The organism is Pseudomonas sp. AG1028 (assembly GCF_007993955.1).
In the GTDB taxonomy this organism is placed as follows: Bacteria; Pseudomonadota; Gammaproteobacteria; order Pseudomonadales; family Pseudomonadaceae; genus Aquipseudomonas; species Aquipseudomonas straminea.
On the sequence record NZ_VIVP01000002.1, the window covers coordinates 125,546 to 138,815 of the forward strand.

General features: G+C 64.6%; 12 protein-coding genes. 11 read left to right on the plus strand and 1 reads right to left on the minus strand.

The genetic code is table 11. The features are described from left to right. Positions 1 to 284 precede the first annotated feature (284 nt). On the minus strand, positions 285 to 1,049 hold the full coding sequence (locus FB481_RS03555; protein WP_147175099.1) for an IclR family transcriptional regulator: 765 nt from the start codon (positions 1,047 to 1,049) through the stop codon (positions 285 to 287). 251 nt (positions 1,050 to 1,300) lie between these two features. On the opposite strand from FB481_RS03555, the gene FB481_RS03560 reads away from it, so the two are divergent. From FB481_RS03560 to FB481_RS03610, 11 genes are all read left to right on the plus strand, one after another. Beyond that, complete coding sequence (locus FB481_RS03560) at positions 1,301 to 2,851, plus strand: acetolactate synthase large subunit (RefSeq protein ID WP_147175100.1); 1,551 nt, start codon at positions 1,301 to 1,303, stop codon at positions 2,849 to 2,851. Positions 2,852 to 2,854: 3 nt separating this feature from the next. Further along, entirely contained in the window at positions 2,855 to 4,345 is a 1,491-nt protein-coding gene (locus FB481_RS03565; protein ID WP_147175101.1) for an aldehyde dehydrogenase family protein, read from the plus strand. Between the two features lie 25 nt (positions 4,346 to 4,370). Continuing rightward, positions 4,371 to 5,165, plus strand: coding sequence for an SDR family NAD(P)-dependent oxidoreductase (locus tag FB481_RS03570; protein ID WP_027910200.1), 795 nt, complete (start codon positions 4,371 to 4,373; stop codon positions 5,163 to 5,165). 10 nt (positions 5,166 to 5,175) lie between these two features. Beyond that, positions 5,176 to 6,213: a glycosyl hydrolase gene (locus FB481_RS03575; RefSeq protein ID WP_147175102.1), complete on the plus strand. Its 1,038-nt coding sequence runs from the start codon at positions 5,176 to 5,178 to the stop codon at positions 6,211 to 6,213. A 10-nt stretch (positions 6,214 to 6,223) separates the two neighbouring features. Beyond that, entirely contained in the window at positions 6,224 to 6,673 is a 450-nt protein-coding gene (locus FB481_RS03580; protein WP_027906094.1) for a VOC family protein, read from the plus strand. 15 nt (positions 6,674 to 6,688) lie between these two features. Beyond that, the gene (locus tag FB481_RS03585; RefSeq protein WP_075931145.1) at positions 6,689 to 7,291 is read left to right on the plus strand and encodes an amino acid synthesis family protein; all 603 of its coding nucleotides are present in this window, start codon (positions 6,689 to 6,691) and stop codon (positions 7,289 to 7,291) included. A 27-nt stretch (positions 7,292 to 7,318) separates the two neighbouring features. Next, the gene (locus FB481_RS03590) at positions 7,319 to 8,155 is read left to right on the plus strand and encodes an alpha/beta fold hydrolase (RefSeq protein WP_147175103.1); all 837 of its coding nucleotides are present in this window, start codon (positions 7,319 to 7,321) and stop codon (positions 8,153 to 8,155) included. Between the two features lie 39 nt (positions 8,156 to 8,194). After that, positions 8,195 to 9,799 carry a bifunctional 3-(3-hydroxy-phenyl)propionate/3-hydroxycinnamic acid hydroxylase gene (locus FB481_RS03595; RefSeq protein ID WP_147175104.1) on the plus strand — a complete coding sequence of 535 codons (1,605 nt, stop codon included), beginning with the start codon at positions 8,195 to 8,197 and terminating at the stop codon, positions 9,797 to 9,799. Continuing rightward, complete coding sequence (locus FB481_RS03600; protein ID WP_147175105.1) at positions 9,796 to 10,578, plus strand: 2-keto-4-pentenoate hydratase; 783 nt, start codon at positions 9,796 to 9,798, stop codon at positions 10,576 to 10,578. The genes FB481_RS03595 and FB481_RS03600 overlap by 4 nt, the downstream gene beginning before the upstream one ends. 143 nt (positions 10,579 to 10,721) lie before the next feature. Next, positions 10,722 to 11,669, plus strand: coding sequence for a helix-turn-helix domain-containing protein (locus tag FB481_RS03605; protein WP_093502245.1), 948 nt, complete (start codon positions 10,722 to 10,724; stop codon positions 11,667 to 11,669). Positions 11,670 to 11,700: 31 nt separating this feature from the next. Continuing rightward, a complete protein-coding gene (locus FB481_RS03610; RefSeq protein WP_147175106.1) occupies positions 11,701 to 12,933 on the plus strand; it encodes a multidrug effflux MFS transporter in 1,233 nt (410 codons plus the stop codon). Positions 12,934 to 13,270 lie beyond the last annotated feature (337 nt).

A 13,270-nucleotide genomic window follows, 5' to 3' on the forward strand; every position in this document is an offset into this window, starting at 1 on the left:
ATCTCTTTAGACAGGATTTGGGGCCGTTATAACGATGAAGCAGTGGCCGCTGATCCAGTGTGGGAGCGGGAGCCCGTGATTCTTCGCGGGAATGGCCCGCTCCCACTGGATAGAGGCCCGGCCGGTATCGCTGCGTTGCAGCCAAGATAAGCCCAGCATGAAGATCGTAAATTACGCGCCACCCCAGCGGCCGTTCACCTAACCCTCTTGGCGACCTGCTCCACGCGCTTGGTCGCACGACTGCCCGCTTGCGGGCAGTCGGTTTTCCTTTTCCCTTATCCCTCTCAGGCAGTCGGTATCGAGCGCTGCGCGTGGATGTTCTGAGCGATGTGCCTGGTGGTGTCGATCAGCATGTCGAGCACCGTCTCCTGACGCAGCAGCCGGAAATTGGCCGTGGTGCCCACCGCGGAAATACTGCCCATCACTTCCTTCTCATCGACGCTGACGATGGGGGCGGCGATACCGGTGTGTCCGGTGTTCAGTTCGTCGTGGGTGATGCTGTAGCCATCCTTGCGAATCTTCTTGGCCATGCGCGCGAACTCCGACCAGCTGCAGGTGCTGTAGGGGTTGCTGGGGTCGCGGGCGATTTCTTCGTGCAGTTTTTGCAGGCGTTTGCCCTTTTGCGAGGCCACCAGCACCTTGGACTGCGCACCGCGAAACAGCGGCAGCGGGTGGCCACGGCCGAAGGCGAAGTGCGAGGCATCGTGGGATTCGGTGATGTAGGTGTTGATGATGTGGCCGTCGTAGAAAACGCTGGCGAACACCGCAAGGCCGGTCTTGTCGGCCAGCTCGTGCATCAGTTCGCGCCCGGCGCTGAGGATCGGATCGTACTGGCGCATCATCCAGTCCAGCTCGATGATCCGTGGCCCCAGGCCATAGCTGCCGGCGCCCACGCGGGTCAGCAGGCCCGCCTCGCAGAGGTCCTTCACGTAGCGGTACACCGTGGCCCGGGAAAGCCCCATGCGCGCGGCGATGGTTTCCGGGTCCACCTGCAGTTGCTCGGGGCCAAACAGGTCCAGCACGCCCAGGGTCTTGCTCAAGCTGCTCATCTCACTCCTTGTGCGGCCGCTACCTGCCGCTTTGCGTTTGCACCCACTACTGGCCCTGACGAGCGCTGCCCGCATGCACAGATGATGCAGGCGAGGGCAGAGAATCTCGCAGTCTGAGAAACGCTTGTCAAATTACCCTTAAAAATCTCATTTGTCTCGTATTTTGAGTAAATCATTAAAAATAACTTGGCGGTTTTTTTGAATGATGGAATAAATCTCAAAAAACAACGCAAGCCTGCGAGGGCAGACGAATGAATGGTGCCGAATTACTGATCGAAGCTGCTGCCGCCAGCGGCGTCGAATACTGTTTCGCCAACCCGGGAACCACCGAGATTCCCCTGGTGGCCGCGATCGCGAAACATCCTGCGCTGACGCTCAAGCCTGTGCTGTCGCTGTTCGAGGGTGTGTGCACCGGCGCCGCTGACGGTTACGGACGCATTGCCGGCAAGCCAGCCATGACCCTGACCCACCTCGGCCCGGGCTTCGCCAACGGCATCGCCAACCTGCACAACGCCCGCCGCGCCAACACGCCGATCGTCAACGTGATTGGTGATCACGCCTCCTGGCACGTCAACTACGACCCGCCCCTGGCCAGCGACATCGAAGCCCTGGCCGGCGCGGTATCCGGCTGGGTGCGCACCTCGCGCAGCGCCGAGCGGGTCGGCGAAGATTTCCAGAGCGCCGTGCAGGCCGCCTGGCAGCCACGCGGGCAGATCGCCAGCCTGATTCTGCCGATGGACCTGCAGGCCAACGAGGTGTCGGCTGGCGCCGCGCACTTCGCGCCGCTGCTGGCGCCGGTTCGTCGTCTGGCCGGCGACAAGGTCGAGCAGGTGGTAGCGGCCCTCAAGGGCGGCAAGCGCCTGGTGTTTATCGTCGGCGACAGCGGCCTCACGGCTGAAGGGCTGGAGGCCGCTGGCCGCCTGGCTCACCTGCCGGGTGTGCGGCTGTTCGCCGAGACCTTCCCGCGCGTCAGCCACCGTGGTGGTGGCCTGCCGGATCTCGACCGCCTGCCGTACTTCCCGGAAGTGGCCATCGAGATTCTCGACCAGTACGACCTGGTGGTATGCGCCGGTGTGCCGGAACCGATCAGCTACTTCGGCTACGAAGGCATCGCCTCGCGGCTGGCCGAGCGTGATCGCCTGCTGTCCCTGGCCGAGGTCGGCGACGACGTGGTCGGCGCGATCACCGCGGTGGCCGACGCCCTGCAGGCACCGGCCCATGTGCCTGTGCCTCAAGGCATCGAGATGCCGCCGGCCGAAGACGCACTGTCGCCGCAGTCGATCGGCAAGGTGCTGTCCGCTGCCCTGACTCACGACTGCATCGTATCCATCGAGGGCGGCACCTGCGGTTACCCGTTTTTCACCGCCTCGGCCGGCGCGGCCCGCCACCGCGTGCTGACCAACACCGGCGGCGCCATCGGCCAGGGCATCCCGGCCGGTTTCGGTGCGGCCCTAGCCGAGCGTGGCAATACCGTGTTCTGCCTGCAGTCGGACGGCAGCGCCCAGTACACCATCCAGACCCTGTGGAGCATCGCCCGTGAGCAGCTGCCGGTGATCATTCTGATCGCCGCCAACCACCGCTACGCGATCCTGCAGAACGAGCTGCGCCGTTACGGCGTGACCGACTTCGGCCCGCAAGCATTGGCCCTGACCGAACTGGACCGCCCGCGGGTGGACTGGAAGGCCCTGGCCAAGGGCTACGGCGTACCGGCCAGCACCGTGCGCACCAACCTTGAATTGCGTCAGGCCCTGGCGAATGCCATCGCCAGCGCGGCGCCCTGCCTGATCGAAATGGAGCTGTGAGCCATGAGCGAGATTCAACTGCTACCTGCTGTCCGTGAATTCCTTGCCACACCCAAGCGCCTGCTGATCGGTGGTCAGTGGGTGGAGGCAGCCAGTGGCAAGCGTTTCGCCGTCGAGAACCCAGCCACTGCCACTCATCTATGTGAAGTCGCCGAGGGCGAGGAGGCCGATGTCGACGCCGCCGTCGCCGCTGCCCGTGCCGCCTTCGAAGGCCCGTGGCGCTGGGAAACCCCGGCGCGCCGCGGCTACCTGCTATTTCGCCTGGCCGAGTTGATCGACGCGCACCGCGAAGAGCTGGCGCAACTGATCACCCTGGAGAACGGCAAGACCATTGCCGCCGCCCGCGGTGAGGCCACCAGCGCCGCCAACATCGTCCGCTACTTCGCCGGCTGGCCGACCAAGATCGAAGGCAGCACGCTGCCGGTATCGCCGGCCAGCGGCGCGCCGATGCTCAACTACACCCTGCGCGAGCCGGTGGGCGTGTGTGCACTGATCGTGCCGTGGAACTTCCCGCTGAACATGTGCGTGTGGAAGCTCGGCCCGGCCCTGGCCACCGGCTGCACCGCGGTACTCAAGCCCGCCGAGCAAACCCCGCTGATCGCCGTGCGCCTGGTGCAACTGATCGAGGAGGCGGGTTTCCCTGGCGGCGTGGTCAACCTGCTCACCGGCTTCGGCGCCCGAACCGGCGCGCCGCTGTCCCAGCACGCCGATGTCGACAAGATCGCCTTCACCGGCTCGACCCACGTTGGCCGCCTGATCGCTCAGGCTGCTACCAGCAACATGAAGAAGGTATCCCTGGAGCTGGGCGGCAAGTCGCCGAACATCATCCTGCCGGACGCCGACATCGTGCGCGCCGCCAAGGGCGCCGCCGACGGCATTTTCTACAACCAGGGCCAGGTGTGCACCGCCGCCTCGCGCCTGTACGTGCATGAATCGGTGCTCGACCAGGTGCTCGAGGAGCTGAAAAAACACGCCGCCGCCCACGTCATCGGCTCCGGCCTGGACAGTCGCAGCACCCTCGGACCGCTGGTTTCCGAGCGTCAGTTGAACACCGTGAGCGGTTACCTGCAGCGCGGCGTGCAGGACGGTGCCGAGCTGATCTGCGGCGGCAAGCGCCCGGCGCACCTGGAACAGGGCCACTTCATCGAGCCGACGGTGTTCTTCGACCGCGCCGAGCAGGCCTGCGTGGCCCGCGAGGAGATCTTCGGCCCGGTGCTCACGGTGATGAGCTGGTCGGACGTCGACGAACTGGCCCAGCGTGCCAACGACTCGCCCTACGGCCTGGCCGCTGGCCTGTGGACCCGCGATCTGCGCTCGGCACATCGCCTGGCCGCGCAGCTCAAGGCCGGTTCGGTATGGATCAACTGTTGGAACGTGGTCGATCCGGCCTCGCCCTTCGGTGGCTACAAGCAATCCGGCTGGGGCCGGGAAATGAGCAAGAACGTGATCGACGCCTACACCGAGACCAAAAGCGTCTACGTCGATCTCGCCTGACCGCACGACAACAAGAGGAATCATCATGGATCTGCAACTCAAAGACCGCGTCGCCATCGTCACCGGCGGCGGCATGGGCATCGGCAAAGAAGTCGCGCGCTTTCTCTCCGAGGAAGGCTGCAAGGTAGTGATCTGCGCACGCCGCATGGAATACCTGCGCGCCGCGGCCGAGGAAATCACCGCGCAAACCGGCAACGAAGTGCTGCCGCTGTTCTGCGACACCAACGACATGCAGGCCGTGTCGACCATGGTGCAACAGGCCAAGGATCACTTCGGCCGCATCGACATCCTGGTCAATGGCGCCGCTGCGCCGTCAGGCGTGGTGCGCAACGACATCGAGCACGCCGGCGACGACGAGCTGCTGTCGGACCTCAACACCAAGGTGATCGGCTACTTCCGCTGTGCCAAGGCGGTGACTCCGCACATGAAGGCCGCTGGTTTCGGCCGCATCATCAATATTGGTGGCCTCACCGGTCGTGGCAGCAAGGTGCTGTCGGGCATGCGCAACCTGGCCATCACCCACATGACCAAGACCCTGTCCGACCAGCTCGGCCCGTCGGGCATCACCGTCAACCTGATCCACCCCGGCGTGGTCGACACCCCGCACATCCACGAGCTGTACGAGCGTGAAGGCGTCAAGCAGGGCAAGACCCCGGAGCAGGTCGAGCAGGCCTACATCGACGCCACGCCGATCCGCCGCACCCTGCAGCCGATCGAAATGGGCTGGCTGATCGGCTTCCTGGCATCCCCCAAAGCGGCCGCCGTTACCGGCGAATCCATCGGTATCGATGGTGGCCTGACCCGCGGCATCTTCATCTGAGGAGGCAATCATGAGCAACGGAACCCTGTTGGTGGCCACCGTCGGCCAGGCCGTTATCCGCAGCGCCGACGACGGCAAGACCTGGCATCGTCTGGGCCTCGGCCAGGACATCGAGTTCGATGCCATCACCCGCTCGCTGAGCGTCAGCCCGCAAGCGCCGGAAGTGATCTACGCCGGCACCGACGTTGGCCTGTGCGTGAGCCATGACACCGGCGGCAAGTGGACCCGCGTCGACTCGCCGTTCAATGGCGAAACCGTGTGGAAAGTGGCGGTCGATCCGAAAGACGCCAAACGCATCTTCGTCGGCACCGGCGCGCCGTCGCGCGCCGTGCTGTGGCGCACCCTGGACGCCGGCGCCAGCTGGTACCGCGTGCCGGTAGAGATTCCCGAGTTCTGCGAGGGCGTCAGCAAGCCACGCCTGCTGGCCTTCGCCTACGACCCGACCGACCGCAACCAGGTGTGGTTCGGCCTGGAAGAGGGCGGCCTGTTCCACAGTCGCGATGGCGGCGACACCTTCACCCGCGTCGATGACCGTCTGCTGTGGGACTACAACTCCGATGTGCACAACATCGTGGTGCTGCCCAACCATGGCAAGAAGGTGATCGTGGTGGTGTGCGTCAACGCCGTGTACCGCAGCTTCGACGAAGGCGCGACCTGGACCGGGATCATCGGCGCCGAAGCCTTCGGCCTGTATTACGTGCGCGTGCTCAATGCGCCGGTGGGCAGCGAAGACACCTTGTACCTGAGCATCTCCGACGGCACCCCGGGCACCACCAGCAAGGTGCTGGTATCGCGCGACGCCGCGGCGACCTGGGAAGTGCTGCCGCTGTCGCAGCAACCCAACTCCTGCGTCTGGGCCATCGCTTTCAACCCGGCCAACCCGCAGCAGATCGTCGCCGGTACCAAGTACGGCCACCTGTTCACCTCGGCGAACGGCGGTAACGGCTGGCAGAAGCAGTGGCGCGAATTCAGCGAAATCGCCGACGTGCTGTGGACGCCTGCGGTCGCGCAGATCAAGGCCGGGCATACGTCCGTCATCAAGAAGTGAGGGCTTAGCGATGAAGATCGACATCCTGCGCACCCATATCTCGCTGTTCGTCACCGACCCGGACGCCTCGGCGCTGTGGTACGCCGATGTGCTGGGCATGCACGAAAGTGCCCGGGGCGAAGCCTGGGTGATGATGGCCTTCGGCAGCAAGCACCACGACATCGCGCTGATCAAGGCCGAGCCCGGCGCCCACCAGGGCGGGCTGGGCCTGCAGCACTACGGCCTGGAAGTGGCCGGCGACATGACCACGCTGCGCGAGCTGTACGGCATGTTGCTGAGCAAGGGTGTGGAGATCGTCAAGATCACCGATCACGAGATCGGCAACGGCCTGTACTTCCATGATCCGGACGGCAACCGCCTGGAATTCTTCTTCGAAACCGAACACGACGACGCGCTGGCCAAGGCGCGTTTCAAGGCGGCCGGCGCGCCGAGCCGCAACTTCACCGTCGACCCCCTCTGAGCAAGGAACACCTTCATGAAAGCCAAGAACTTCGCCAGCTACCACATCCGCAAGTGGTACAGCTTCACCGAAGAAACCCATGCCAATGAAACCGGCCAGCTGGCCGACGGCGAGCCGGTATTCAAGTACGTGATCGCTGCCGCCATCCACAATCCCTATGCCGGGCGCTTCAGCGAGAACCTCGATGAGCTGATCAACGATTCGCCGCTGCTCGGCAAGGAGTTCGGCCGTCGTATCAACGAGCTGGCCGCCGGTCGCAGCGTGATCAGCTACGGCAAGGCCTGCCTGGTCGGCAGTGCCAGCGAGTACGAGCACGGCAACGCCTTTTTGACCAACCCGGCCGCCGATCCGATTCGCGTTGCTCTGGGTGGCGGCAAATCCTGGGTGCCTTCTACCGGCAAGCGCGGCGCGCCGGGCGTGACCATCGATATTCCGCTGGCTCACAAGGACGCCCTCTACGTGCGTTCGCACTACGACACCGTGTCGGCCTCCTTCGGTGACGGCCCGGCGCCGGACGAAGTGATCATCATCTGGGCCTTCGCCACCCGCGGCCGCCTGCATGCACGCCTGGGCGGCCTGACCGCCGACGCCATCAAAGGCGACAACGGACTGACCTGATCGCACCACGCCGGCCGGAGAACCGCCATGTCCAACAGTCACTTCTTCCACAACCGCTCCAAGTTGCCGCTGCACTTTCTGCAGTGGGGCAATCTGGACGCCACGCCGGTGATCCTGCTCCACGGCCTGCGCGCCTATGCGCAGACCTGGCAGTCGCTGGCCGAGTCCCTGGGCGACGCGTTCTGCTGCTATGCGCTCGACCAACGCGGGCGTGGGCTGAGTGACTGGGCCGACAGCCACACCTATTGCACCGAGCACTACGTGCGCGACCTCGAAGACCTGGTCGAGTACCTGCACTTGGATCGCTTCATGCTGGTCGGCCATTCCCTGGGCGGCGCCAATGCCCTGGAATACGCCCGCCAGCATCCGGGCCGCCTGTCGGCCCTGGTGATCGAAGACATCGGCCCGGGTTCGTCGAGCGTGGGCGACGGCGCCGAGCGGATCCGCCGCGAGATGCGCGAAACCCCGTTGTATTTCACCGACTGGGAGCAGGCGCGAGCCTTCTGGCAGCGCTCGCGTCCCGGTCTGTCCAGTGAAGGTCTGGCCTCGCGGCTGGCCCATTCGATGAAGGAAACCGAGCAGGGCGTCACCTGGCGCCATGATCAGCAGGGCATCGCCGAGGCGCGCCTGAGCATCACTCCGACCGACCTGTGGCCGGCTGTGCATGCGCTGGACTGCCCGACGCTGTTCATCCGTGGCGGGCGCTCTGACTTCCTGCCACTGCAAACCCTGAGCGCGCTGGAAAGCGCCAATCGCAACATCCAGACAACCGTGATCGCCGACGCCAGCCACTACGTGCACGACGACCAGAGTGCCGTGTTCAACGAGGTCGTCGGCGACTTCCTGCGGGCACAGCGAAGCTAGCCCCAACTACACCAAAACCTACAAGAAGCAGGTGAAAGCATGAAACGCGAGACGACTCAGGTAGTCATCGTCGGCGGAGGCCCGAATGGCATCGCCATGGCCCACTACATGGGCCTGCACGGCATCGAATGCGTGGTGCTGGAGCTGTCCGAGGGCATCCTGCCGTACCCGCGTGCGGTAGGCATGGACGATGAGGCGTTGCGCGTACTGCAGGGCATCGGTATCGCCGACACCGCCATCCGCGACATGATCTGCGACGTGCCGCTGCGCTACTACAACGCCCGCGGCGTGTGCTTCGCCGAGGTCAAACCGACGGTCGCCGAATATGGCTGGCCGATGCGCAACATCTTCATGCAGCAGCTGCTCGAAGGCACCCTGCGTGACGCGCTGCCACGCCGCGAGAGCGTCGAGCTGCGTCAGGGCCACGAAATGCTCGACCTCAGCCAGAACGAGGAGGGCGTGACCCTGCAGGTCAAGGGCGCCGACGGCGAATCCTATGAGCTGCATGCGCAATACGTGGTTGGCGCCGACGGTGGCCGCTCCTGCGTACGTAAGAAGCTCGGCATCGAATTGCTGGGCATGACCCATCCGCGCAAGTGGGTGGTGGTCGACGTCACCAACGATTCGCTGGATGCGCCGTACACCGCACTGCATGCCGACCCCGAGCGGCCGTTCGTGTGTATCTACCTGCCGTACCGCCAGCGCCGTTGGGAGTTCATGCTCAAGGAGGGTGAGGACGAGGCGAAGATGTGCGAGGAATCCACCATTCGCCAGCTCATTCGCGGCCATATCGGCGATGCGGTGGATGAACTGGAAATCGTGCGTATCCGCGCCTACACCCACAATTCACGGGTCGCCGCGCGCTTCGTCGAAGGCCGCGTGGCCCTGGTCGGCGACGCCGCACACATCTCGCCGCCGTGGGCCGGTCAGGGCCTGAACTCCGGCCTGCGTGACGTCGCCAACCTGGCCTGGAAGCTGGTTGCCGTGCTCAAGAGCCGCGCCTCGCCGAAGATCATCGCCAGTTACGACGTCGAGCGCCGTGGTCATGCCACCGACCTGATCAGCCTGGCCGACAACATGGGCGCCGTGCTGGGCCTGACCAATCCGCTGATGGCTGGCGTGCGTGACTGGCTGTTCCAGGCGGTGAACACCGTCGACAACCTGCGCTCGCACCTGCTGGAGTTCAAGTTCAAGCCCAAGGCCACCATCATCAAGGGCCTGGTGCATCACGAGCGTGAAGAGCTGCGCGAAGGCGATCTGGTCGGCCAGCTGTTCGTGCAGCCCTACATCGAAGACGGTGAGCGCAATCGCCGCCGCCTCGACGAGGTGCTCGGCGACTCCTATGCGGTGCTCGGTTATCGGGTCAACCCGACCGCCGAACTCAGCGACGCGACCAAGGCTTACTGGGCGCGCTGGAATACCCAGTTCATCCAGGTCAATCGCTCGCGCAGCGGCAGCCGCAACCAGCCGCTGAGCGCCGACGGGGTGATCAGCGTGGAAGACGTCGACAACAAGCTGGGCAACTGGTTTGCCAAGGTGCGCGACTGCGTGGTGGTGGTGCGTCCGGATCGCTTCGTCGCTGCCATCACTACGCCGGAGCGGCTGGAAAGCGTGCTGGCCAAGCTGCAGGGGCAACTGTCATGAGTCAGGCCAATCTGGCCCAGCGCCTGCTGCAGGCAGCGCGCGAGCGGGTGGCACTGCCTCGTGAGCAGGGCGACGGCCTGGACTTGGCCGCCGGTTACGAACTGCAGCGCCTGGGCGTGCTGGTGCGTGAAGCGCGGCATGAACGCCTGAGCGGCTGGAAAGTGGCCTTCGCAGGCGCCGCAGCGCAGCGCCGCTTCGGCCTGAGCGAGCCGGTGTACGGTGCGCTTACCGATGCCATGGCGGTGACCGAAGGTCAGGCGGTGGATCTCACCCAGTTGATCCAGCCCAAGCTGGAAATCGAGCTGGCCCTGGTGCTGGGCCAGGATCTGAACCCCGGTTTCTACAGTGATGAGGAGCTTTTCGCGGCCATCGGCGAGGTGGCCGCCGCCTTCGAAATCGCCGATTGCCGATGGCAGAGCTGGGGTTTCGAGGCCGGCGCCTTCGTGGCCGACAACTCGGCGGCGTCCGGCTACTGCCTCTCCGCCCGGCAGCCTTTCGATGCACGTCGTCATGCTCAGGTGGAGTATCGCCTGGTGCATGAAGGTCACGCGCTGGGCGGCGGGGTCAGCAGTCAGGGCGACGAATCACCGCTGAGCAACACCTGTTGGCTGATCCGCCGCTTGCTGGCCGATGGGCATCGGCTGGCTGCCGGCCAGATCATCCTGTCCGGTGCGCTGCTACCGCCTGTCGGAATCGAGCCCGGCGTCTATCGGCTGAGCATGCTTGGCATGGAGTTGGCTTTGCAGTTTCAAGCGGGACAAGGGCCGGAGAGCCTGTAGTGGCATATCGCCTGGTTGGGCGGTGTAGCAGAAAACAATAAATGCGGCCGGGAAGGGCAAATGGTGCGATTCGATACAGCGCCGTTTACCGCCAGAGCCGCGTGTAGCTAAGCGTTACACACAAGCCGTGGAGTGCAGTGATCATGTTCGCAGAAGTCCGTTCCTTCAATGACCCACAACAACACGCCGGCTCGATTCTCGGCTGGCGCCAGGTGTATGACCAACTCGGCCGTGGCAGCCTGAGCACGCAGTTGCAGCAGGTGTCTTCCGAGCGCTTCCAGATCTTTCAGGAAGTGCTCGACAAACGTGTGGTGCAGCATGGCCACGCGCCAAAAGGGCGCCTGTGTCTGGCCCTGGTGCTCAACTCGGCCTGCGCACCGGTGGTGCAGAAGCACGAAGTGGGCGCCCATAGTGTGGTGCTACTACGTGACGGTGAGGAGTTCCTGCTGCACGCCCCGGAAGGCACGCATTTGCTCGCGGTGACAGTGGACACCGTGCGTTTCGCCAAGCTGGCGGCGCTGGAGTTGCCGCAGCAGCAACTCGATTTGCTCAAGAGCGCTTCGCAGATCGCCGTACCGGATGCGGCGCTCAAGCGCTTTCAGCAGCATGTCTATCCGGTGTTCCAGCATCTGCTGCACAAGGCGGACGAGGTCAGTGAGGCGGCCGAGCGGCTGCTCGAGGACGGCCTGATCGATGCCCTGCTGGACCTGTTCGGCAGTGCCCAGAGCGAAAGCCGCGGCCGTCACGGTAACCTGGCGGTCAGCTCGTACCTGGTGAAGAAAAGCCAGGAGCTGGCCCGCGATTGTGCCGACGAGCCGCTGAGCGTGCTGGATCTGTGCGAGCGCCTGCGCGTCAGCCGCCGCACCTTGCAGAACAGCTTCCATGTGGTGGCTGGCATTCCGCCGGTGGAGTACCTGCGTAACCTGCGCCTCAACGCGGTACGCCGGCGCCTGGCCAGCACCTCGACCGAGGCCTGCGGTGTGGGCGAAGCGGCGGCGCAGATGGGCTTCTATCACCTGAGCCATTTCTCGCGGAACTACCGCGGCCTGTTCGGCGAGTACCCGTCCGAAACCCGCCGCGCTACCGGCTGATTCGTCCCTTCGCCAACCTGAGAGCGCCTGAATGACATCGCAAACCCAGCCACGCTGGCTCGTGTGGCTGCTGGCCACGCTCGCCGCTTTTTCGCCGCTGTCCATCGACACTTACCTGCCGAGCCTGCCGGACATCGCGCGCGAGCTGGGCACTCGCGATGCCCAGGTGCAGCTGACCATCGGTGTGTTTCTGGCCGGACTCTGCTCGGGCATGTTGCTCTATGGGCCGTTGTCGGACCGCTACGGGCGCCGCCGCCTGATGCTCGGCAGTCTGCTGCTGTACATCCTCGCCTCGGCTGGCTGCATCTGGGTGACGAGCGTCGAGCAACTGATCGTGCTGCGTTTTCTGCAGGCGGTCGGCGGTGCGGGTGCTCTGGTGCTGGCGCGCACCGTGGTGCGTGACCTGTACCCCCTGAGCGAGGCGGCGCGGGTGCTGTCGCTGATGCACGTGATCGCCATGGTCGCCACGCTGCTGGCGCCCATCATGGGCACCTATCTGGTGCTGCTTGGTGGCTGGCGGATCATCTTCGTGATGCTGTTTCTGCTCGGCGCCGGTTGTCTGTTCGCGGTAGCCACCTCCCTGCAGGAGAGCTTGCCTGTCAGCTCGCGCACGCAGTCAGTGCTGGGCTCCTTTCGCCACTACTTCACCGTACTGCGTGACCCATTGGCGCTGTGCTACATCCTGGCCATGGGCCTGTCGGTGGGCGGCATGTTCGCCTTCATCACCGCGTCGCCGTTCCTGTTCATCCACCACTTCGGTTTCTCGCCACGGGCGTTCAGCCTGCTGTTCGGGCTGAACATCGTCGGCATCATTGTGGCCACCATCATCAACGCGCGGCTGGTGCGGCGCCTGGGGCCGCTGCAGATGCTCGGTGTCGGCAGCGTAGTGGCGGCTTGTGCGGGCGCGCTGCTGATCGTCATCGGCCTGACCGGTTGGGGGCAGCCGTTCTCGATCACTGGCGGCGTGCTGCTGTTCATGGGCATCAGTGGCCTGATCGGCGCCAACTGCATTGCCAGCCTGATGGGGCTGTTCCCCGGTAATGCCGGCGCCGCGGTGGGCTTGGGCATCTCCTTGCAGTTCGCTTGCGGGGCTTTGTTCAGCTGGCTGGTCAGCGTATTGGCAGACGGCACGGCGCGGCCCATTTGCCTGGTGATCGGCTTCGCCGGCCTAGGTAGTCTCGCTTGTTATCGGGCAATCCGTCATTTGATGCGCCAGCCGCAACGCCAGGCCGTCAGGCGCGCACTCGGTGCTCAGGATCGGTAGGGATATCGCGAGCTGGCAGTGCAAACGACTAGCACCCAGCGTTTCTGCAGGCAGGATCTACCACGTCTCGATTAATGCATTTTGTTGAATAAAAAATCCTATATTTGCATTGGATTGAATTATTGGCGTCTGCCACTCTCGCTACGTTCCCGTCTTATTGCTGCGTTGATGCTACCTCCACCGGTCAGCTGATCGAGCTGATGCTGGCCGCTGGCCGCTGGCTCTCCAGCTTTTGCCGTACGCCCGATATCCGGCTATGCCCTCGACACGATGTAGCGTTGCTGGCTGCCCTTAGGTGGAGCGCTCGGCCGTATGGAGTCGAGCGAGCAGGCAAGCC

Coding starts and splice junctions, on each gene's coding strand:
- FB481_RS03555 (WP_147175099.1), bottom strand. CDS start 1,049: ATGAGCAGCTTGAGCAAGACCCTGGGCGTGCTGGACCTGTTTGGCCCC.
- FB481_RS03560 (WP_147175100.1), top strand. CDS start 1,301: ATGAATGGTGCCGAATTACTGATCGAAGCTGCTGCCGCCAGCGGCGTC.
- FB481_RS03565 (WP_147175101.1), top strand. CDS start 2,855: ATGAGCGAGATTCAACTGCTACCTGCTGTCCGTGAATTCCTTGCCACA.
- FB481_RS03570 (WP_027910200.1), top strand. CDS start 4,371: ATGGATCTGCAACTCAAAGACCGCGTCGCCATCGTCACCGGCGGCGGC.
- FB481_RS03575 (WP_147175102.1), top strand. CDS start 5,176: ATGAGCAACGGAACCCTGTTGGTGGCCACCGTCGGCCAGGCCGTTATC.
- FB481_RS03580 (WP_027906094.1), top strand. CDS start 6,224: ATGAAGATCGACATCCTGCGCACCCATATCTCGCTGTTCGTCACCGAC.
- FB481_RS03585 (WP_075931145.1), top strand. CDS start 6,689: ATGAAAGCCAAGAACTTCGCCAGCTACCACATCCGCAAGTGGTACAGC.
- FB481_RS03590 (WP_147175103.1), top strand. CDS start 7,319: ATGTCCAACAGTCACTTCTTCCACAACCGCTCCAAGTTGCCGCTGCAC.
- FB481_RS03595 (WP_147175104.1), top strand. CDS start 8,195: ATGAAACGCGAGACGACTCAGGTAGTCATCGTCGGCGGAGGCCCGAAT.
- FB481_RS03600 (WP_147175105.1), top strand. CDS start 9,796: ATGAGTCAGGCCAATCTGGCCCAGCGCCTGCTGCAGGCAGCGCGCGAG.
- FB481_RS03605 (WP_093502245.1), top strand. CDS start 10,722: ATGTTCGCAGAAGTCCGTTCCTTCAATGACCCACAACAACACGCCGGC.
- FB481_RS03610 (WP_147175106.1), top strand. CDS start 11,701: ATGACATCGCAAACCCAGCCACGCTGGCTCGTGTGGCTGCTGGCCACG.